Annotated in this window: 19 protein-coding genes; 11 read left to right on the top strand and 8 right to left on the bottom strand. The window is 70.0% G+C overall.

Annotation, left to right across the window (positions count from 1 at the left end):
• The first annotated feature begins 39 nt into the window (after positions 1-39).
• The gene (locus OH735_RS35370) at positions 40-1,281 is read left to right on the top strand and encodes an AGE family epimerase/isomerase (RefSeq protein WP_406385731.1); all 1,242 of its coding nucleotides are present in this window, start codon (positions 40-42) and stop codon (positions 1,279-1,281) included.
• 210 nt (positions 1,282-1,491) lie between these two features.
• Here OH735_RS35370 and OH735_RS35365 read toward each other — a convergent pair whose 3' ends face one another.
• From OH735_RS35365 to OH735_RS35350, 4 genes are all read right to left on the bottom strand, one after another.
• Complete coding sequence (locus OH735_RS35365) at positions 1,492-2,370, bottom strand: carbohydrate ABC transporter permease (RefSeq protein ID WP_406385729.1); 879 nt, start codon at positions 2,368-2,370, stop codon at positions 1,492-1,494.
• On the bottom strand, positions 2,367-3,290 hold the full coding sequence (locus OH735_RS35360) for a carbohydrate ABC transporter permease (protein WP_406385728.1): 924 nt from the start codon (positions 3,288-3,290) through the stop codon (positions 2,367-2,369). The genes OH735_RS35365 and OH735_RS35360 overlap by 4 nt, the downstream gene beginning before the upstream one ends.
• 71 nt (positions 3,291-3,361) lie before the next feature.
• Positions 3,362-4,624 carry an ABC transporter substrate-binding protein gene (locus OH735_RS35355; RefSeq protein WP_406385726.1) on the bottom strand — a complete coding sequence of 421 codons (1,263 nt, stop codon included), beginning with the start codon at positions 4,622-4,624 and terminating at the stop codon, positions 3,362-3,364.
• Between the two features lie 120 nt (positions 4,625-4,744).
• Positions 4,745-5,749: a hydroxyacid dehydrogenase gene (locus OH735_RS35350; RefSeq protein WP_406385725.1), complete on the bottom strand. Its 1,005-nt coding sequence runs from the start codon at positions 5,747-5,749 to the stop codon at positions 4,745-4,747.
• Between the two features lie 165 nt (positions 5,750-5,914).
• On the opposite strand from OH735_RS35350, the gene OH735_RS35345 reads away from it, so the two are divergent.
• The 8 genes from OH735_RS35345 to OH735_RS35310 all read left to right on the top strand — a co-directional run bounded on the left by OH735_RS35345 (position 5,915) and on the right by OH735_RS35310 (position 15,054).
• Entirely contained in the window at positions 5,915-6,571 is a 657-nt protein-coding gene (locus OH735_RS35345) for an SGNH/GDSL hydrolase family protein (RefSeq protein ID WP_406385723.1), read from the top strand.
• 32 nt (positions 6,572-6,603) lie between these two features.
• On the top strand, positions 6,604-7,620 hold the full coding sequence (locus OH735_RS35340; protein WP_406385721.1) for an NAD-dependent epimerase/dehydratase family protein: 1,017 nt from the start codon (positions 6,604-6,606) through the stop codon (positions 7,618-7,620).
• Entirely contained in the window at positions 7,620-8,678 is a 1,059-nt protein-coding gene (locus OH735_RS35335) for a dihydrodipicolinate synthase family protein (RefSeq protein WP_406385719.1), read from the top strand. The genes OH735_RS35340 and OH735_RS35335 overlap by 1 nt, the downstream gene beginning before the upstream one ends.
• 110 nt (positions 8,679-8,788) lie before the next feature.
• The gene (locus tag OH735_RS35330) at positions 8,789-9,670 is read left to right on the top strand and encodes a Gfo/Idh/MocA family protein (protein ID WP_406385718.1); all 882 of its coding nucleotides are present in this window, start codon (positions 8,789-8,791) and stop codon (positions 9,668-9,670) included.
• 2 nt (positions 9,671-9,672) lie between these two features.
• Positions 9,673-10,674: a Gfo/Idh/MocA family protein gene (locus tag OH735_RS35325; protein WP_406385717.1), complete on the top strand. Its 1,002-nt coding sequence runs from the start codon at positions 9,673-9,675 to the stop codon at positions 10,672-10,674.
• A 97-nt stretch (positions 10,675-10,771) separates the two neighbouring features.
• The gene (locus tag OH735_RS35320; protein ID WP_406385715.1) at positions 10,772-12,835 is read left to right on the top strand and encodes a hypothetical protein; all 2,064 of its coding nucleotides are present in this window, start codon (positions 10,772-10,774) and stop codon (positions 12,833-12,835) included.
• Positions 12,836-12,897: 62 nt separating this feature from the next.
• Complete coding sequence (locus OH735_RS35315; protein ID WP_406385714.1) at positions 12,898-13,566, top strand: hypothetical protein; 669 nt, start codon at positions 12,898-12,900, stop codon at positions 13,564-13,566.
• A 441-nt stretch (positions 13,567-14,007) separates the two neighbouring features.
• Complete coding sequence (locus tag OH735_RS35310) at positions 14,008-15,054, top strand: AI-2E family transporter (RefSeq protein ID WP_406385713.1); 1,047 nt, start codon at positions 14,008-14,010, stop codon at positions 15,052-15,054.
• 60 nt (positions 15,055-15,114) lie between these two features.
• Here OH735_RS35310 and OH735_RS35305 read toward each other — a convergent pair whose 3' ends face one another.
• Positions 15,115-15,282, bottom strand: coding sequence for a hypothetical protein (locus tag OH735_RS35305; protein ID WP_406385711.1), 168 nt, complete (start codon positions 15,280-15,282; stop codon positions 15,115-15,117).
• Positions 15,283-15,419: 137 nt separating this feature from the next.
• On the opposite strand from OH735_RS35305, the gene OH735_RS35300 reads away from it, so the two are divergent.
• Positions 15,420-16,040, top strand: coding sequence for an L-threonylcarbamoyladenylate synthase (locus tag OH735_RS35300; RefSeq protein ID WP_406385710.1), 621 nt, complete (start codon positions 15,420-15,422; stop codon positions 16,038-16,040).
• 42 nt (positions 16,041-16,082) lie between these two features.
• Here OH735_RS35300 and OH735_RS35295 read toward each other — a convergent pair whose 3' ends face one another.
• The 3 genes from OH735_RS35295 to OH735_RS35285 all read right to left on the bottom strand — a co-directional run bounded on the left by OH735_RS35295 (position 16,083) and on the right by OH735_RS35285 (position 18,308).
• Entirely contained in the window at positions 16,083-16,271 is a 189-nt protein-coding gene (locus tag OH735_RS35295; protein ID WP_406385709.1) for a ferredoxin, read from the bottom strand.
• A gap of 32 nt (positions 16,272-16,303) precedes the next feature.
• Complete coding sequence (locus tag OH735_RS35290) at positions 16,304-17,509, bottom strand: cytochrome P450 (protein ID WP_406385707.1); 1,206 nt, start codon at positions 17,507-17,509, stop codon at positions 16,304-16,306.
• A gap of 331 nt (positions 17,510-17,840) precedes the next feature.
• Positions 17,841-18,308 (bottom strand): hypothetical protein, encoded by a 468-nt coding sequence (locus OH735_RS35285; protein ID WP_406385705.1) that lies wholly within the window; start codon positions 18,306-18,308, stop codon positions 17,841-17,843.
• Positions 18,309-18,618: 310 nt separating this feature from the next.
• On the opposite strand from OH735_RS35285, the gene OH735_RS35280 reads away from it, so the two are divergent.
• Positions 18,619-20,226, top strand: coding sequence for a translation initiation factor 2 (locus tag OH735_RS35280; RefSeq protein ID WP_406386875.1), 1,608 nt, complete (start codon positions 18,619-18,621; stop codon positions 20,224-20,226).
• Positions 20,227-20,247 lie beyond the last annotated feature (21 nt).

The raw sequence follows: 20,247 nt of genomic DNA, 5'->3' as shown, positions 1-20,247 counted from the left end.
CAGTACTGCATGCGGTTGCAGCAATGGGGAGGTCTGCGCATGACGTACGCGGCGCAAGAGCAACTCGAGCACGTCGTTCTGCCATTCTGGCTGGAGCACGGTCCCGACCCGCAGCGGGGCGGGTTCTACACCTGCTACGACAACCGCGGCCGCAGCCTGGTCTCCACGGACAAGTTCACCTGGTCGCAAGGGCGCATGGTCTGGCTGCTGGCCCGGGCGGCACAGATGGCCCGGGCCGGGCTCCTCGGCCTGGACGCCGGCTTCCTGGAAGACCTCGCCGTGCGCGGCGCACAGTTCCTGCTGGACCACGTGATCCGGCAAGACGGCACCTGCCACTTCCTCGTCGACGCGGACGGCGCCCCGAAGGCCGGGCCGGCCGGCGAGACGACCAGCGTCTACGCCGACTGCTTCGTGGTGATGGGGCTGGCCGAGCTCGCCGGCGCCACCGCTTCCCCGTACTGGCTGGATGCCGCCGAGCCCGTACTGCGCCGCGCCACCGCCGACATCACGGCCGGCCGGGCCGCGACGCCGCCGTACGCGGTCCCGGCGGGTCACACCGCGTTCGGCCCGCGGATGATCCTGCTCAACACACGGCTCGAACACGCCCGCGCCAGTGAGCGCCTCGGAATGTTGACGGACAAGGACGTGACCGCGCTGTCCGCCGCACGCACGGCGATGCTCTCGCACCGCAATCCGGACGGGACGTTCACCGAGATCTTCTGCCCGAAGGCCGGTGACACCTCGCTGCCGGCCCGGCACCGGGTGCCCGGCCACGCGATCGAAGGCATCTGGGTGGCACTGGAAGCGGCCGAGCTGACGGGGGATCACGACGATACGCCGGACCTGCTCGAAAGCGTGGACGTGCTCTGCCACTCCGCCTGGGACCCGCACCACGGCGGTCTGTTCCGGTACGTCGACGCCGAGGGCCCGGCTGCTCCCCGCGGGACGACCGGCGGCTCGGCGTACGAGGCACTGGTCGCCGCGACCTGGGACACCAAGCTGTGGTGGGTGCACACCGAGGCCGCGTACACGACCGCCCTGGGGGCGCGCCGGTACGGCGACAGGGCATGCGCGGAATGGGCCGAGAGGATCTGGGACTACACGATCGCTACGTTCCCCGGCAGGGGCGAGGGCGAGGAGTGGATCCAGATACGGGACCGCGCGGGCCGGCCGCTCGACCGGGTCGTGGCACTGCCGGTCAAGGATCCGTTCCACATCGCCAGAAACCTCATGCAACTGGTGGAGCTTTCCGCGAGCACCGGGAACCGGAGCCGCGGCTGACACCGCTCCCCCCTCGTCGACCCGCCACCGGCCGGCGCTGCGCCGGCGACCCCGCCCGCAGCGGGTACCAGGCGGCGGGAAGACCGTCCGCGCCGACCGTCTCGAAGCCGCCGTTCTCCGGCAGGTTCTCAGCCGAGGGGCGGGCGATGCGGGGGCGGCCGTGGCCGCCGTCGGCGCGAGAAACAGTACCGAGGCGCCGTCACCGGCACGTCACTTGAGCCCGCTCATCAACACGCCGCGCACGAAGAACCGCTGGAGGAATATGAAGACGAGGACGGTGGGGATGAAGGTGACGACCGCGGCGGCCATGGTGGTGGCGAGCGGGGTGTCCTGGGTCTGGAGGCTGTTGAGGCCCACGGTGAGCACGTAGTTGTCGGGGCTGCGCTGCGAGACGAGGGGCCACAGGAAGTCGTTCCAGTGCCACAGGAAGACGAAGGTGCCCAGGGTCGCCATGATCGGTTTGGTCTGCGGCAGGATGATCGACCAGTAGACCCGGAACTCGCCGGCTCCGTCGATGCGGGCGGCCTCGATCAGCTCGTCGGGGATGTCCTGGATGAACTGGCGCATCAGGAACATCGCCTGTGCGTTGGCGATGGTCGGGACGATCAGTCCCCACATCGAGTCCAGTCCGCCCATCTCGGAGATCAGGATGAACTGCGGGATCAGCGTCAGGTGCCCCGGCACCATGAGCATGGCGACGAAGACCCAGAAGATCAGCTCGCGCCCCATGAACCTCTTCTTGGCGAAGGCGTAGCCGGCCATCGAGGCGAAGAGCAGCACCAGGACGACCGAGACCAGCGAGTAGATGGCCGAGTTGAGCGCCCAGCCCAGTACGCGGTCGCTGCTCAGCGCGTCGTAGAGTGCCGCCGGCGAGACGTCCCGTGGGAGGAGCGAGCCCGGCATCTCGATACTCTTCCCGGGCTGCAGCGCGAGCGCGACCATCGCCCAGAACGGGAAGAACGTGATCAGCGCGCACAGGAACAGCGGGATGTGCATCCACCCGGCCCGGCGCCTGCGCCGCGCGGGCCGTCGGATGGTTCGCGTCTTGTGGGTCCCGACCTCAGCGGGCCGCTGGGCGAGTGACGTCATGACCGTCCCTTGTTCATCAGGCGGCGCTGCACGAGTGACGTGATGAGGGTGAGGACCAGCAGCACGACGCCGGCCGCGCTGGCGTAGCCGAAGTCGAAGTACCCGAAGCCCTGGTCGTAGATCATGTAGGTCAGCGAGTAGCTCGCCCTGACCGGTCCGCCACCGGTCATCACGTAGATGGTGTCGAACACCTGGAACGACCCGATGATCTCCAGGATCAGTACGAAGAACAGGGCCGGCTTGAGCAGAGGCAGCGTGATGTGGCGGTACCGGTGGCGCCATTTGGCGCCGTCCACGTGGGCTGCCTCGTAGTACTCCTTGGGTATGGCCAGCATGCCCGCCAGCAGGATGAGCATGTTGTAGCCGAAGCCCTTCCACGCGCTCACCACGGCCAGCGCGGGAATGACCATGGTCTCGCTCTGGAGCCAGTTCACCGTGGGCAGTCCCACCAGCCCGAAGAACCAGTTGAGCGGGCCGTCGTTCCGGAAGATCCAGACCCAGATGATCGAGGACATCACCGTGCTGGTCACCACCGGCAGGAAGAAGAACGCACGGTAGACGCTCATGCCGCGCAGGGTCCGGTCGCACAGGGTCGCCATCGCGAGGGACACAACGAGGCTGAGCGGGATCGCGATAACCGTGTAATAGGCGGTCACCTTCAGCGAGTTCCAGAAGAGCGGGTCCTGGAAGAGCCGCACGAAGTTGTCGACGCCGACGAACTCGACATCGCCGCTGATGCGGTACTTGGCCAGGCTCAGGCCGGTGCCCATCACCGTCGGGATGATCCGGAAGAACAGGAAGAACAGCAGGTACGGGAGGATGAAGACGTAGCCGGCGAGCGCAGCGTTGGAGCGCCACCACGGCCGGCCTTTTCGTGCGCGGTCGGGGATCGTCCCGGCCTTGGCGGTATGCGCGCTCACCGGCGCCTCCTTCGGACTCGAAGCGGGTGCGCGGCCGTCACCGGCCGCGCACCGGCCTCCTGCGAATCTGGTCAGCCTCGGGCGAGCAGGGCGTTGACTTCCTTCTCGGCCGCCGCGAGTGCGGCCTTCGGCTCGGCCTTGCCCAGCAGCACCGCCTGGATGTGCGGCTTGATCAGGTCCATCAGCTCCCGGGCCTTCGGGTGGATCACCCCGGCCCGGACGACGTCCAGGTACTTCTCGCCAACGGCGACCTCGGGGTCGTCCGCGAAGAGCCCGGCGCCGGAGTCGCGCGGCGCGTAGTAGCCGTTCTCCTTGTCGAACTTCTTCATCTGCTCGGGGCCGGTGAGGAAGTCGACCCATGCCTTGGCCGCCGGCTTGGCATCGCTGTCCGCCAGGACGGACAGGCCGCCCACGGAGCCGGCGGCGACCTGAACCTTGCTGGTCAGCGGCGGGGCGGCCTTGAGGCGCTCGGCGGGCAGCACCAGGCGCTGGGTGGGAATGCTGGAAGCCGTCAGGAAGGCCGTGTTCCCCTTCCCGAAGTCGGACTGCTCCGGGGACTCCGTGGTCGTCAGGCTCTGCGACGAGGTCCAGCCCTGGTCCACCAGTTTCTTGATGAACTCCAGCGCCTGCAGCCCCTCGGGGCTGTTGAATGCGGCCTTGGTACCGTCCTCGTTGAGCACCTCGCCCCCCGCCTGCCACAGGTACGGGTAGTACGAGTGGTTGAGCGTCAGGGTGAGGTCGGCCACGTAGTCGGTGGGGACATGGCCCGCCTTCTTGACCTCCGGGGCCATGGCCTCGACCTCGTCCCACGTCGTGGGACACTTGTCGACGCCCGACGCTGCGAGGACCTCGGTGTTGCAGACGCCGGTCAGGGTCTGCATCAGCAGGGGGACCCCGTAGAGCTCACCGTCCCAGGTCATGGATTCCAGGGCGGATTTCTTGAAGTCGGCGCGGTCGTCCTCGATCACGTCGCCGACCGGCTCGAGCGTCCCCTCGTCCGCGAACTTCGGGATGAAGTCGGGGTTGAAGTACACGACATCGGGGCCCTTGTGGCCCGCGATCGCCGTCACGAGGTTCTCCTCGCGCTTCTCCCACGGCTGGACGACGACCTCGACGTCGGCGTTGGTATACTTCTTCTTGAACTCCTTGACGATCGGGGCCCAGTAGTCGTCCTTGCCACTGACACCGATGGGGTACGTCCAGAACGTGATCGCCCCCTCGACCGCTTTGGGGTCTTTGGGCATCGCCGCGTCGTCCGTGCCTCCGCACGCGGCGCTCAGCATCGCGGTGGCCAGAACCATCGCCGCGGTCCGTGCCTTCAGTCTTCCGCTCATGGGGTCCTCTCGGGAAGCTCGGCGCTTTTCTGGCTTTCGGATGCAATCGGTTGCAGGGAAAATAGTCACCCCTCCCTTACCCGTCAAGGACTGCAACATGCATTGATTTTAGGGTAGTTGTCACGCGAGAAGGTCGTACGTGTCCAGCAGGACCTCGTGGGCGAGGGGCTCTCCGGCGAAGAACCGCGCCAGCTCGTCGACCACTGTCCGCCCCTGCGCGCTGCGGGCCTCGGACGTCCCGCCGGCCACGTGCGGTGTGACGATGACGTTCGGCAGGCCCAGGAAGGGGCTGGACGACGGGAGGGGTTCGCTGTCGAAGACGTCGAGGCCCGCCCTCAGGCGCCCTGGGACGACCTCGGAGAGCAGCGCCTCCTGGTCCACCACCCACGAGCGCGCGGTATTCACCAGCACGGCACCGTCCGGCAGCATCGCGAGCTGACGGCGCCCCACGAGATGGCGGGTCTCGGGTGTGGCCGGGGCGTGGACGGCGATCACGTCGCAGCTGCCGAAGAGTTCCTCCAGCCCGACCGTCTCGACCCCCAGGGCCGCGGCCGCCTCCGGGTCCGCGTACGGGTCGTAGGCCCGTACTGCGGACGTGCCCAGCGCCTTGACCATGCGTGCGTAGCAGCTGCCCGTGCGGCTCAGGCCCACCAGCCCGACCCGCCGTTCGGACAGCGCCTGTCCAAGTTCGGGCCGGCGGGCGTCCGCCCAGCCCTTCCCCGTCCACAGGCCGCGGTCGTGGTGGTGGAGGTTGCGCAGCAGTGCGAGGGTGAGCGTGAGTGCCATCTCGGCCACTGCGGGTGCCATCGCCGCGGCACCGCCCTGCGTCAGCCGCGGTCCCTGGGCGAGGAGTTCGCGGGGGTAGAGGCGGCGGACGGAGCCGGCTGAGTGCGCGGCCAGGCCCAGTCGGCTGCCGCGCAGCTCCTGCGGCCGGAAGGGCACCGTGCTCCAGGAGGTCACGACGGCTTCGTAGGCGTCGGCCACCCCCTTGGGCAGAGTGCTGCCGTGCGGGCCCGTGCCGAACCCGACGACCCCGACGTCGTACAGGTCCCGCTGGGAAGCCGGACTGAAGAGCAGGTCGAACTCCTCGCGGGACACTGCGACACAGATGTGCGGCCGGTTCATCGTGATGCGTCCTCTCAGCCGTGGGAACCCGGGGGGCCGCGGCGGGTCGGCCTGACATCCGCCCGCGCTTTCGGTCCCGCGGCGCTCACAGTACGGTCCCGCCTATTGACCTGCAATCGGTTGCACGGGAAACTCTGCGTTGTCGCCTCCCCGTTCGGAGACTCGATGGACCGACAGAACCCGCTCGCCCACGTGAAGGGCTCCGACCAACCGCTGACGTGGACCTTCATCGGTGACAGCGTCACCGCCGGCACCTGGCACACGTACGGTGCCCGCTCCTACCCGGAGCTGTTCGCCGAGCGGATGCGGGAGATGGCCCGTACCGCCGACGTGTTCATCAATACCGCGGTCAGCGGATGGACCGTGTACGAACTCGACCGGCACCTGGACCGGATCGCCCTGCGGTTCTCCCCCGACCTGGTGGTCGTGGGGATCGGGCTCAACGACACCCGGCTCGGCACCGCGGGTCTGGCCGGCTTCTCCGCCACGTACCGTCGTGTGGTCCGCGGCTTGCGCGAAGGGGCGGGGTCCACCGTCGTCGTCCAGACACCCAACGACACGCTCTCCACCGCCCCGCGGCACGTCGTGGACCACCTGCCTCGCTACGCCGAGGAGATCCGGGCGGTCGCCGCGGACACCAGGGCGCCACTGGTCGACCACTACGCGGCCTGGACCGACCCGGAGGCTCCCGCACCGGAGCACTGGTACGCCATGGGCTGCCACCCGGGCGCACACGGTCACCGCGCCATGGCTCGCACCCTTCTGGACGCGTTCGGCGCCTGGGACCCGGCGAGCCGCACCGGTCGGCTCGCCATCCCCTGAACCCGACTCAGGAACCACGAACAGGAGCACCCGTGCAAGATCCAGCCGACCTGGAGGAACGTCTCTCCCGCCCCGGCGAGGCACTCGTCAAGGACCTGGGCCGACTCGACGGCGACATCGTTGTCCTCGGCGCGGCCGGGAAGCTCGGCCCCAGCCTCGTACGCCTGGCCGTCAGAGGCGTGGCCGCGGCGGGTACGGGCGCCCGTGTCATCGCCGTGTCCCGGTTCAGCAGGCCGGGGTCCGCCGAGGAGCTGCGTGACGCGGGGGCCGAGGTGGTGTCCGCCGACCTCACCGACGAGGCCGCCCTGTCCGCCCTGCCGGACGCGGCCAACGTGGTGTACCTCGTCGGAGCCAAGTTCGGCACCGACGGCAACGAGCACGCCACCTGGGCCACCAACGCCTACCTGTCGGGACGGGTGGCCGATCGCTACGCCGGCGCGAGGATCTCCGCGCTCTCCACCGGGAACGTCTACCCGCTGGTACCGGCCGGCTCCGGCGGCTGCACCGAGCAGGACCCGGTGGGACCCGTGGGCGAGTACGCCATGTCGTGTCTCGGCCGGGAGCGGGTGCTCACGCACTTCGCCCACCGGAGCGACACCCCGACGGCACTGATCCGCCTCAACTACGCGGTGGAGATGCGTTACGGGGTCCTGGTCGACCTGGCCCGGCAGATCGCCGCGAAGGAGCCCGTCGACCTGACCACCGGCTTCGCCAACGTCGTGTGGCAGGGCTACGCCAACGAGGTGGCGCTGCGCGCCCTGCTCCACGCGGACGTGCCGCCCTTCATCGTGAACCTCACAGGGCCGGAGACCCTCTCCATCCGCAAGGCGGCTACGCGGCTCGCCGAACTCCTGGGCGTCGAGGTCACGTTCATTTCGACGGAGGCCGGAACGGCTCTGCTGTCGGACGCGTCCCGCTGCCACCGCCTGTTCGGCTACCCGCAGTTGAGCCTCGACGAGCTGCTCACCTGCACGGCCGAGTGGATCCGGTCCGGCGGGCCGCTCCTGGACAAGCCGACCCACTTCCAGAGCAGGGACGGAAAATTCTGATGGCGCCGGCACCCCGGCAGAGCCCGGCCCCATTGAACAGGTTCCGCGACGGAACGGCGATCCCCGCCCACCCGTTGGCGCTGGACTCCCGCCTGAGGCTGGACGAGCGCCGCCAGCGGGCACTGACGCGGTACTACCTCGATGCGGGCGCCGGCGGGATCGCCGTCGCGGTCCACACCACCCAGTTCGCGATCCACGAACCCCACCGGGGCCTGCTGCGTCCAGTGCTGGAACTGGCCGCCACGACCGCCGCCGAGCACGGGGACCCCGGCACCGTCCTCGTGGCCGGCGCGTGCGGCGACACCGGGCAGGCGGTGGAGGAGGCGGAGCTGGCCGCCGGCCTCGGCTACCACGCCGTGCTGCTGGCGACGTACGGGGCGGGCGCGCTCAGCGAGGACGAGCTGGTCGAGCGCGCGGCCGCCGTCGGGGCCGTCCTGCCGGTGATCGGGTTCTACCTGCAGCCGGCGGTGGGCGGCCGCTCCCTTTCCCGCGGGTTCTGGACCCGCCTGGCCGACCTGCCGTCCCTGCTCGGCATCAAGGTCGCGCCCTTCGACCGGTACGCGTCGCTCGACGTCGTCCTGGGGGTCGCCGCCTCCGGCCGTCGCGCGGACGTCGCGCTCTACACGGGAAACGACGACCACATCGTCGGCGACCTGCTGTCCACCCACCCGGTCGACGGCGGTGATGCCCTGGAGTTCGTCGGCGGCCTGCTGGGCCAGTGGTCGGTGTGGACGCACTCGGCGGTCCGGCTGCTCAAGGACGCGCGCCGGGCCAGGGCCGGGGACCACACGGCGATGCGCGAGCTCCTGGCCGTCGACTCCGCGCTCACGGACGCCAACGGGGCGATCTTCGACGTCGCGAGCGGCTTCCTGGGGTGCGTGCCCGGCATCCACGAAGTGCTCCGCAGGCAGGGGCTGTTGGAGGGGCTTTGGTGCCTGGAGGAGAAGGAGGTCCTCTCCCCCGGTCAGCTCGACGAGATCGACAGGATCTGGCGGGCGTACCCGCAGCTGCGGGACGACGCGTTCGTGGCCGAGCACATCGACCGCTGGCTGTCCTGAGGATTCCCCGGCGCCGCCCCCGGGGAAGACCGCCCGCCCCTGTACTGCAGAAAACCTGTCCTGCACGAGACCGACGACCATCCGTACCCGACCCTTCGGAGGGCCGCTTCATGTCCATGAGGCGCATCGGCATCATCGGCACGGAGAACTCGCACGTCGACCAGTTCGTCCGATTCCTCAACCTCGAGGAGCGGCACCCGGAGAACCGGGCCGTCGCTCTCGTCGGCGGGCGGACGGAACGCAACAAGGCACTGTGCCGGACCGGCAGCATCGATCTGGTGGTCGAGGACCCGGCCGACCTGGTCGGACACGTGGACGCGGTGATCGTCAGCAGCCGCGACGGCAGGACCCACCGCGAGCAGGCGGAGCCGCTGCTGGAGGCCGGGCTGCCGGTGTTCGTGGACAAGCCGTTCGCGGGATCGGTCGCCGACGCGCAGGCTCTCATCGCCGCCGCCGAACGCTCCCGTGCCACGGTCGTTTCCGGCTCCGCGCTGCGGTTCGTGCCCGGGATCTCGTCCCTCACCGACGAGGCGGGGCACTGCGGTGCGCTCCGCCAGGTCGCCATGACGGGCCCGGCGGACCCGGACAGCGAGTACGCGGGCTTGTTCTTCTACGGCATCCATCAGGTCGAGGCAGCACTGCAGTTGCTCGGGGACCCGGTCGTCGAACCGGGCTCTTTGACCACTACCGCAACGCGGCACGGGGACACGGTCGTCGCCCTGACCCGGATCGGGGACGTCTCCCTCACCTTCACGTTCGTCACACCCGCCGACGGGGAGCAGACGTCCTTCCACGCCACCGTGACCGGCACCGGAGGTGTCCGGGCCGCAGCGCTCACGCTCCCTGCGGACTACGCCGCACCACCGCTCGCCCGCTTCGTCGAGGCCTGCGACCGCAACGAGCCGCAGAAGGACCGTTCCTCCGTGCTCTCCCCGATCGTGGTACTGGGGTCCGTCACCGACGCCCTGGCCGCCGCCCAAGGAAAGGACTGACCATGCCCCTGTCCTCAGGTCCGCTCCGCATCGCCGTCATCGGCGCCGGTGTCATCGGCAAGGCCCATGCGCAGCGCCTGTCGAGTGGGGCGTCCGACGCCGTCCTGGTGGCCGTGGCGGACTCGGACGCCGACACCGCCCGCGCCGAGGCCGCACGGTGGGACGCCGCCGCCGACTCGGTGGACAGCGTTCTCGCCCGGGACGATGTCGACGCGGTGATAGTCGCCGTGCCGAGCGGTCTGCACGCCCAAGTGACGGTGGCCTCGCTGGACGCCGGCAAGCACGTACTGCTCGAGAAGCCCATCGAGATCACGGTCGAGGCCGCGGACAAGATCATCGATGCCGAGAAGCGTTCCGGGAAGGTTCTCAGCGTGGCGAGCCAGCGCCGGTTCGCCGCCGAGAACCAGTTCGTTGCCCGCGCGATGCGCGACGGGCTCCTGGGACGGGTCACCTCCGCCACGGTCGAGGTGGCTCTGTGGCGCTCCCAGGAGTACTACGACTCCGGTTCCTGGCGCGGCACATGGGCGCTCGACGGCGGCGGCGCGCTGATGAACCAGGGCGTCCACCTGGTGGACCTGGCCCTGTGGTTACTCGGCGAGGCGGACGAGGTGTACGCCCACACAGGGCTGCTCGCCCACGAGCGCGTCGAGGTCGAGGACACCATCACAATCACCGCCCGGATGCAAAGCGGCGCCCTGCTGACCTTCCTGGCCACGACCGCCGCCTACGACGGCCTCCCGATCCGGTACGCGGTGCTCGGGGACGGCGGTTCCGTGGTGGTCGAGGACGAGAAGCTCACGCGTTTCCACTCGCTGGGTGGTTCCTCACCGGTCTTCGACGGGCCACCGGTCGACCAGCCGCTGGCCCAGCTCGACGACTTCGTCACCGCGGTGCAGACCGGGGGCACGCCGCTGGTCACGTCCGCCCAGGCCCGTGCGGCGGTCGCCTTCATCGAAGCGGCCTACCTGTCGGCCCGCACCGGGGCTCCGGTGCGGCCGCGGTGAACGGACGGCCTGCCCCGCGGACACGGTTCCGCGGGGCCCGACGGAGGCACAGCCCGACAGAAGCACACCGACCCGCACCCGATCCAGGCAGGTACCTGTGAACGAGCACAGCAAGAAGACACCGCTGTCCCGGCGCACCCTCCTGGGAGGCATCGGCGCCTGCTCCATGGCGACCGCGTTCGGGATCCTGGGCCCCGGGGCGCGGACCGCGGCCGCCGGCACCGCCGAGGGCGAGATCGTCGACCTCGGCGTGGCCATGCGCACCATCAACGTCAGACTTGCCAGAACCGGCCGGCTGCCGGACGGCGCACCGGTGCTCTTCGCGCTCAGCGACGGCAACCCGGTCAGTTTCAACGTCCTGCGGCTCGACACCGGCGAGCGGGTCGACGGCTTCCCTTGCGGGCCGGACACCGTCGGGTCCTCCATGGTCCAGCACCCTGACGGGACGGTGTACTTCAGCGTCCGAGCCCCGTCCGCCGGGCGGCTGCTGCGGTACCTGCCGGCGTCGGGCACGGTGGAGACCGTCGCCACGGGCGTCGTCGGCGAGACCATGCTGAGGACCCTCGTCGTCGAGCCGGAATCCGGGGTCCTGTACGGATGCACCTACCCCCATGCGAAGGTGTACTCCTACGACCCGTCGACGAAGGCCGTCCGGGACTACGGCTCCGTGGTGACGGACGGCGCCTACGCGTGGGGCTTCGACCTCGTCGGCGGGAAGCTCTGGGTGGGCACCGGCATCGGGACGGCGCATCTGATCGAACTGGACCCGGCCACGGGTGCGAGGACCGAGATACCGCTGCCCGGGGAGTTCGCCTTGGGAGCGACCTACATCTCCGGGGTGCGCACCCGGGGGGACATCGCCCTGGTGACGGTCAACCCGCCGCTCGGCGGCACCAACACCCTCGTGTGGGACATCGCCGAACGCCGGTGGCTGCAACCGGACGTGCTCCACCAACCGTTGGGGGCCAGCGGGGTCGTCAGCGCCCGGGACTCCGCCGGACGTTTCTACTACGTCAGCGACGGCGAGCTGTACGCCTACGACACCGCGACCCGCGGCTCGTCCCCGACCGGGATGGCCGGCAGCAGCATCGGCGACCGGGTTTCGGGCACGCGCTCGGTGGACGTGGTCGAGACGGGAAAGGGCGGCACTCCGCGCCGTGAAGTGGTCGGGGTGGCCAACACGGGAGTGATCTGGCGCTACGACCTGGATGCCCGTACCGGCACCACGGTGCGCGGCGTGCCGCTGGGGTCGCCCGCGACCCTCCACAGCATGGGCGTCGGGCCGGACGGCAAGGTGTACACCGGCGCGTACCTCAGTTCGGGCGTGATGGCACGGGTGTCGACCTCCACGTACGAGATCGAGGAGCTCGCCGGGCCGGAACAGGCGGACCACATCGTGACGCACCAGGGCAGGATCGTGGTCACGAGCTACCCCAACGCCGTGGCCTATGTGGGAGAGACCGATCCATGGGACTGGGGTACCCGGCCCGCGCACCTGTTCAGCATCGGCCGGTTCAGCGAGTACGAGCAGGACCGGATGTTCGACGTGGTGAGCGTGCAGGGCAAGCTGGCGTTCGGCAGTGTGCCCAACTACGGCACGCTCGGCGGCGCCCTGATCCTGGCCGACCTCGAGGGGAACGTCGAGGTGCACCGCAACATCGTCCAGGACCAGAGTGTCACGGCCCTGGCGGTGCGGGGGCCGCTGGTGTTCGGGGGGACGTCCGTGCACGGCGGGCTCAGCACGACGCCGAAGGCCACCGAGGCGGTGCTGTTCATCTGGGACACCCGCGCCGGGAAGAAAGTCTTCGAGACCGTCCCGGTTCCCGGCGACGAGATCATCCACTCGCTGCTCGTCGACGGGGACCGCCTGTGGGGCATGACCAGCACCGGTTTCGTGTTCGAGTTCGACCTCAGGACACGCAAGGTTGTCCGTGCGGTCGACACCGGTCTGCCGGACACCAACAGCTGGGGACGGCTGGGCAAGCTGCACCGGCACGACGACGGACGGATCTACGGGAACGCGGGCGGCAAGCTGTTCCGTATGGACCCGGCGACGCTCGCGGTCACGGTCCTGGCGGCCCATGCCAAGGTGTCCGCGCTCGCGCCGACGGGCGAGATCTTCTTCGGTGACAGCACCAACGTGTACGTGTACAAGCCCTGACCAGGCCCCTGCTCTCCTCTCACCCTCTTCCGGATCCAGACACACAAAGGACGGAGACCGCAATGCCCTTGAGTCGCCGATCACTCCTGGGAGGCAGTGCACTGGTCGGAGCAGCGCTGTCGACCGGTGTCGACGTGTGGCGCGCCGCACCGGCGTTCGCCGGGGAGAAGACGCTGGATCCGGTCCGTTTCGGCCCCGCGTCGCTGACGTCCGAACAGAGCGTCATGGACGTAGCGGTGTCGGGCACCACCGCGTACCTCGCCGGCGACACGTACGGCGAGGTCACCCCTGGCCCGCTGCGCCCGACGGCGCAGGTGGCCGCGCTCGACATCGTCACCCGCCGACTGCTGTGGCGCGAGGAGATCAAGCCGGACTGGGCGTCCTACGAGAGCGTCCACGTGGTCGGCAACCTGCTGTACGCGATGGCCCGCCGGCCGCGTGGCGCATGGTTCGCCTACGACCTGACCACCCGTGGGATCGTGATGGAGGGTGACCTCGGCGGGTACGGCCAGTTCAACGGCGTCGACGGCCGCGTCTTCTCCTGGGTGCACTGGACCAATGACATCAGCGAGCTGCCCACCGCCGTGGGTGGGTCCACGTCCACGGTCTACGACAACGTTCCGCGCGGGTGGTACAACAACCCGATGTTCAACTTCACCCGCAGCGGCAGGTCCACGTGGGGGATGCGCGGCACTGACCTGGCACTGTTCCCGCTGCCCAGGGCCGCATAGCAGGGACGTCTGCCCGCCCCTCAAGGCGGCACCCCGTCACGCGAGGTGCCGCCACGCCGAGCGGACCGCACCGGCGTCCTGGTCGGCGGCCGGTTCTCACCCGCGCTGCCCCTTCTCGGCCAGCGCGGAAAGCGTCGTCCTGCTCCGCTGCCGGCCGGGAACGTCCCGGAGCTACGAGTGCCCGGTGACTCCGCCCGTGGGGTGACATCCTGCGCATGTCGGCCTGGGAGCCCGGAACGACGCGGCCACTCCTGGTACCAGCAGGGAATGCCCAGGCCCTCGCATCCGCAGCCCGACAACACGGACCCCGGCGTACCGTCCGAAGGACGACAGCACCGGATCCGCGCCGCGTCACGCCGGGCGCTGCGCGGCCTGACCGGTCCCGCGGCCCGGAGTCCGGGCACGCGACAGGCGTCGCCCGGCCCGCGGTACACGCCACGTGTGAACGCCACGTTCCAGACGGCCGCCGCCTACGCCTGGCGGATCCTCGTGGTGGGAGCCGTCGTGTACGCGGTCTTCTCGGCGCTGGGGCGGTTCCACGAGGTGGCGTCAGCCGTCTTCCTCGGCCTGGTCGTGACCGCGGTGCTGCGCCCGATCGCGGATCTGCTGGCTCGTCCGATGCCGCGGGCGCTCGCCGTCACCGTGGCACTGCTCGGCAGCATCGTCCTCGTCCTCGGTGTCCTGACGCTCGTCGGCGAGGTGGTCGCCGGAGAACGCGCCGGATTGGAACGGGAGTTCAGCGACGGACTCGGCAGGATCGAACACTGGCTGGAGGGGCCGCCGTTCCGGCTGAATCCGAGGACGCTCGACGACCTCCAGTCCCGGATCGGCCAGTACCTGTCGAGCCATCGCTCCGCCCTCGTCAGCACGGCCGTCAGCGGTGTGGGCCGGCTGGTCGAGGTCGTGACGGTGTTCGTTCTGGCGTTGTTCTGCTCGGTCTTCTTCATTCACTCGGGCGACCGGCAGTGGGACTGGTTCTGCGACCAGCTCCCGCAGGCGGCCCGGACCCGGGTGGCGATCGCGGGCCGGGCCGCCTGGCGTACGTTCACCGGGTACACCCACGGCATCATCCTGGTGGCGGGGACCAACGCCGTGCTCGTAGGACTGGCCCTGTTCGCACTAGGAGTTCCGCTGGCCCTGCCCCTGGCCCTGCTGGAGTTCTTCGCCGCCTTCATTCCGTTGATCGGCTCACCGATCGCCCTCGCGGTCGCGGCCGTGGTGGCGCTGGCGGCGAAGGGCCCGATCGTGGCGGCCGTCGTCCTCGTACTGATCGTGGTCATCGGCCAGATCGAGGGCCATCTGCTGCACCCGCTCGTGATGGGCTGGGCCGTCCGCCTGCACCCGGTCGTGGTCGCGCTCTCGGTGATCGGCGGCGCCATCGCGGCGGGGGTGCTCGGAGCGGTGGTGGCCGTACCGCTCGTGTCCGTCCTCTGGTCGGTCCGTCAGGCGCTGCGCCGGGAAGGCGAGTCCACGCGCGCGAAGGGGTGAGCGGGGCACCGGCGTCCTCGCCCCGCCCCACGTGCTGCGGAGCGGACGCATCGGCTCGCGTCAGCGGGGTGCCGGGTGCTCCCTCCTCACCTCCAGGCCCTTCAGCGCCTCGCCGGTCTCGACGGGTACGAGGAACTCCTCGGCCAGCACAGTGTGGACGGTTTCGTGCTGAGCGGCACCGAGCGGGGCGATCAGCGTCAAACTCGCGGCGGCCCTGCTGTCCACCATTCCGGTGGCCGCGCTGTTCTTGTGCTTCCGTCGCTACTTCGTCAGCGGCGCCAACGCGGGCGCGGTCAAGGAGTGAGCTCCGGCCGGATGGGCCTCGTCGTTCCGGGCGCGATGTCCTGATCACCTAGACTCGGCGGATGGCGAAGTATTTCGACGTGCACCCCGAAAATCCTCAAGCGCGCACCATCCGCACCGTGGCCGACAGCATCCGTTCCGGCGCGCTCGTCGCGTATCCGACGGACTCCTGTTACGCACTGGGGTGCCAACTGGGCAGCCGCGACGGCATCAGCCGGATCCGGTCGATCCGGAATCTGGACGACCGTCACCACTTCACTCTGGTGTGCCAGAGCTTCGCGCAGCTGGGTCAGTTCGTGCACATCGACAACGATGTGTTCCGCGCGATCAAGGCCGCGACGCCCGGCAGCTACACCTTCATCCTCCCGGCGACGAAGGAGGTGCCGCGTCAGCTGCTGCACCCGAAGAAGAAGACGGTAGGCGTACGGATTCCGGACCACGTCGTCGTTCAGGCCCTGCTCGCCGACCTCGGTGAGCCGCTGCTCTCCAGCACCTTGCTCCTGCCCGACGAGGACGAGCCGCTGACCCAGGGCTGGGAGATCAAGGAACGGCTCGACCACGTGGTGGACGCCGTGGTCGACTCGGGCGACTGCGGCACCCAGCCGACCACGGTCATCGACTTCTCCGGCGGCGAACCGGAGATCGTACGCCGAGGAGCGGGCGACCCCGCACGGTTCGAGTAGGCCCCGGGTACGCGAGCCGGGGTACGCGACGAGCGAGGGCGGCTACGCCACCGTGATCGCCTGCACCGGGCAGACCCGAGCGGCTTCCTTCACCATCGGGTCGTCGGTGCCCGCCTCGTGCCCGGGCAGCAGTTCGCTGAATCCGTCGTCGTCCTGGGTGAAGACCTTGGGCGCGGTCAGCGCGCACTGGCCGGCACCGATGCACACATCCCTGTCGATATTGATCCGCATCACCACTGCCATCCTTTCCGGGAGGGTTCCGGTCACCACGCCACCGGCAGTTCGAGCATGCCCTGGACCGTGTCGCCGGGCTTGAACGGGATCTCGTCGGCGGGTGCCGCCAGCCGTAGCCCCGGCAGCCGGTCGAAGAGGGTACGCAGCGCGATCTCCATCTCGGCCCGCGCGAGGTTCTGGCCGAGGCACTGGTGGATCCCGAAGCCGAAGGCGACATGGTGGCGCGACGTCCGGCCGAGGTCGAGTTCGTCCGGCGCCGGATACACGGCTTCGTCCCGGTTGATCACCGAAGTGGACAACACCACGCCGTCGCCTGCCCGTATGGTCACCCCACCCACCTCGATGTCCTCCGTCGCCAGCCGTGAGATGCCGTCGGCAATGGACAGGAAGCGCAGCAACTCCTCGACAGCGGTGGGCATCAGCTCCTCGGACGTACGCAACCGGTCCAGCTGGTCCGGGTGTTGAAGGAGGGTGAACGTACCCAGCGAGATCATGTTCGCGGTCGTCTCGTGGCCGGCGACGAGCAGGATCTCGGCCAGCCGGACCAGTTCGTCACGGCTCACGGCCCCGGTGTCGAGCTGCTGGGCGATGAGCTCGTCGAGCAGCCCGTCACCCCGGTCGGTCCGCTTGCGCTCGATCAGCGCCCGGAAGTACTCGTCGAGCGCGTCCCGCGCCTTCTCGACATCGGCGGCCCCGGGCCCGCGCAGCAACGCGCGCGACTGGGCCTCGAAGAATTCGTGGTCGACGTACGGGACACCGAGAAGCGCGCAGATCACCATGGAAGGAACGGGCAGCGCGAAGGCGCTCACCAGGTCGGTGGGCGGCCCCTGCTCGATCATGGCGTCCAGCAGCCGGTCCACGGTCTCCTGGATCCGGGGCCGCAGTGCGGCGGTCCGCTTCACGGAGAAGCTGGGGATCAGCATCCTGCGCTGCGCGTTGTGTTCGGGATCGTCGACGCCGATCAGTTCGACGCGCCGCTGGGCGGTCCCGGCCACCCGCTCGGCGAGCACCGGGAACGCGGGGTTCTCCCGGTCGGCCGACAACCGCCGGTCGACCAGCAGCGCACGCGCCTCGGCATGCCCGGTCACCAGCCAGACCCGACGGCCGTCGAAGAGCCTGGCGGAAGACACCGGAGACAGCGGCCGTCGGCCGTCCTGCTGTGGCCGGTACTCCGTCGGCGGCTGATAGGGGCAGGTGCGGTTCTGCGGGAAGGAGATGGTCTCGGTGTCTGCCATGACAGTCCTCGCAAAGGGGATGGAGGGAGTCCTAACCGATCTCCTCCACTAGATGCCTCAGTCACCTAATTGGTCGACAACGATGCTCGGCCAACTCGTCGTGGGACGCGTCCCACGACGCCGGCACAGCCCGGCCCGGGAGCGCCGGAACGTCCCGGCCCGGAAGTCCCGGCACGCTCCGTGCGCGCGGCTGACCAGGGGAATCTCGTCGATTCCGCTCCAGACCGTTCCCCGTCATCCGGAGGCGGCCTCTGGTACGACTCTGACACGCGAGTGATCCACGCGCCACCGACGTACGCCCGGCACGGGACCACGCGGTCCTGTACGGCGTCTATCGGGCCGGAGGCGCCACGTTCACCACCTGCTGCGCCGCGGAGACGAAGGCGAGCTTCGCGCGCACGAGGTCGTCCGGCGTTTCATGGCGGCGCAGGCGGTCGACGAGATCCTGTGCCGCGGCTGCGACCTCGGCCGGTCCCTCCAGGACGACCCCGCCCAGGGCGCGCTCCAGCAGGGCGTCGTCGTCCCCGCGGCCTCTGCCGGTCCGCTCGGTCAGGAGGCCGGCTTCCGCGGCTTCGAGAAAGCGCACATAGGTCTGGCGTCGGAGGTCGAGCACACGCACGGTCGCCTGCTCCTGGAGCGTCATCCGCACCGTTTCGATCAGCGCGTCGGCTTGGCGCTCGCCGGCCCGGCGTGCCGCGTCGGCCTGCCGGATACCGGCGTTGCGGGTGTACCAACCGGTGGCGATACTGCCTGCGATCGCCGAACCGGCGGCAATCAGCGCAATTCCCAACTCACTCATTCCGCCATCCTCCCGAGCCGTCGCCGCTCCGCGCACCGCACTTACCGGATATGCGTTGGGGATCACTTTCGGTGGTGGCGGATGACGCGCGGTACGATCGGGTCATGTCGCTCGACGACGCGGATGAACACCCTCCGATCTGCACAAACGCCGGATCCGACCGGCCTCGCCCCGCTACAATGGACACTTACGGGCGACGGGCGACGGGCGACGGGCGACGGGCGACGGGCGACGGGCGACGGGCGACGGGCGACGGGCGACGGGCGACGGGCGTAAGACCGTCCTTCTCGCGGCTCGGTCCGCGGTAGCCCTGTACCGCCTTCTCGACGCTCTCCCGGTCCTTGCCGGCGACGACCGCGTCACCCGACTCTTCACCTTGGTTCCGGGCTCCGACTTCGGAGTTGACGCGCTGTCCGTGATCGACGCCGTCGGCGGCCGGACACTTCCTTGGGACGAAGCCTGCCGGCGCACGTACGACCTGATTCTCACGGCGAGCCCGAAGGGCGAGTTGAGTCTGCTTCGCGGCAACCGCGTACTGCTCCCGCACGGAGCGGGCTTCAACAAGTCGATTCCGGGCGAGGGTTCCGCAGATTCGGCCTCCGGGCTGGATCCGGAGTACCTGCTGCGGGCCCGCGACGCCGCACCGCCCGCGCTCCACGCTCTCGCCCACCCCGATCAGGTTGCCCGACTGGCCGCCGTGAGCCCACGGGCCGCCGAACGGGCCAAGGTCGTCGGCGACCCCACCCTCGAACGCGTCCTCGCTTCGCTGCCCCTGCGCGACCGCTACCGGGCGGCCCTGGGCACCGGCCCTCGTAAACTGCTCGTCCTGGCCTCGACATGGGGGCCGGAATGCCTGCTGCGGCGGCGGCCCGGACTCCCCGCGGAGCTGGCGGCCCATCTCCCCTACGACGAATACCAGTTGGCGCTGATCGTGCACCCCAACGAGCGCAGCCTGCTCGGCAGGTACGAGTTGACCGAACGCCTGGCACCGGCCCTCGACGCGGGCCTGGTGCTGGCGGCCCCGTACGAGGAGTGGGCATCGGTTCTGATCGCCGCCGACGCACTGATCACCGACCACGGCTCGACGGCGTTGTACTACTGCGCCGCCCTGGACCGTCCGGTCGTGAGCGTCCACCAGGGCGGCGTCGAGCTGATCCCCGGCAGCCCGATGGACGTACTCCTGCGTCACATACCGGAGTTGGGCCCCGCCACCGCGGTTGGGAAGGCGTTGGAGGCGTACCGGCCGGGCAGCGGGCACGCCGCCGCCCGGGCGGCGTTCGCCGGCCGGGGCGAAGCGTTGGGCCGGCTGCGGACCGAGGTGTACGCCCTCCTCGGCCTCGCCCCGCCGGCCGCCTGCGCCCCGCCCCGGCTGCTGCCCTCCCCCGCGGCCGCCACGCGTACGCCCGCCGCATTCGACGTGCACGCCGAGATCGCCGCGGACGGGGTCCGGATCGACCGCCGCCCCGCCGGGATCGGCCCGCCCGGACACCACCTGGCGGTGGAACACGGCGCCGCCGGCGAACAGCTCACCCGCTCGGCCGGTCTGCTGTACTGCCGTCCGCTGCCCCGGACTTCGGCCCCGCAGGACGCGGCGTGGACCGCGGCCGGATGGACACGGCACGCCCTGTCCGCGTACCCGGGGTGCCGTTCCGCCGTGGCGATACCGGCATCGGGGCTGTGCGTGCTCAGGGTGCGCGGCGACGAACGTGCCTACGCCGTGTGCGTCGAGCCCCGGTCCGAGGACGGCCGAATCGTCAGTACCGACCCGGCCGCCGCGGTGTCCGCCGTCCATGCCTGGCTGTCCGCCCACCGTGGCATGCCGCGTGACCTGGTTCGTCCGACCTGCTACATCGGCGACCGGGCCTTCCGCGTTCTCCTCCGACCGGCCACGGACGACGAAGCGGAGCAAGTACTCTGACGACGTTCTCTCCGACGAGCT

The sequence above is a fragment of the Streptomyces sp. NBC_01618 genome (assembly GCF_045209435.1).
In the GTDB taxonomy this organism is placed as follows: domain Bacteria; phylum Actinomycetota; class Actinomycetes; order Streptomycetales; family Streptomycetaceae; genus Streptomyces.
The sequence above is the reverse complement of the archived record's forward strand: the minus strand, read 5'-3'. Positions and strand labels throughout refer to the sequence as shown.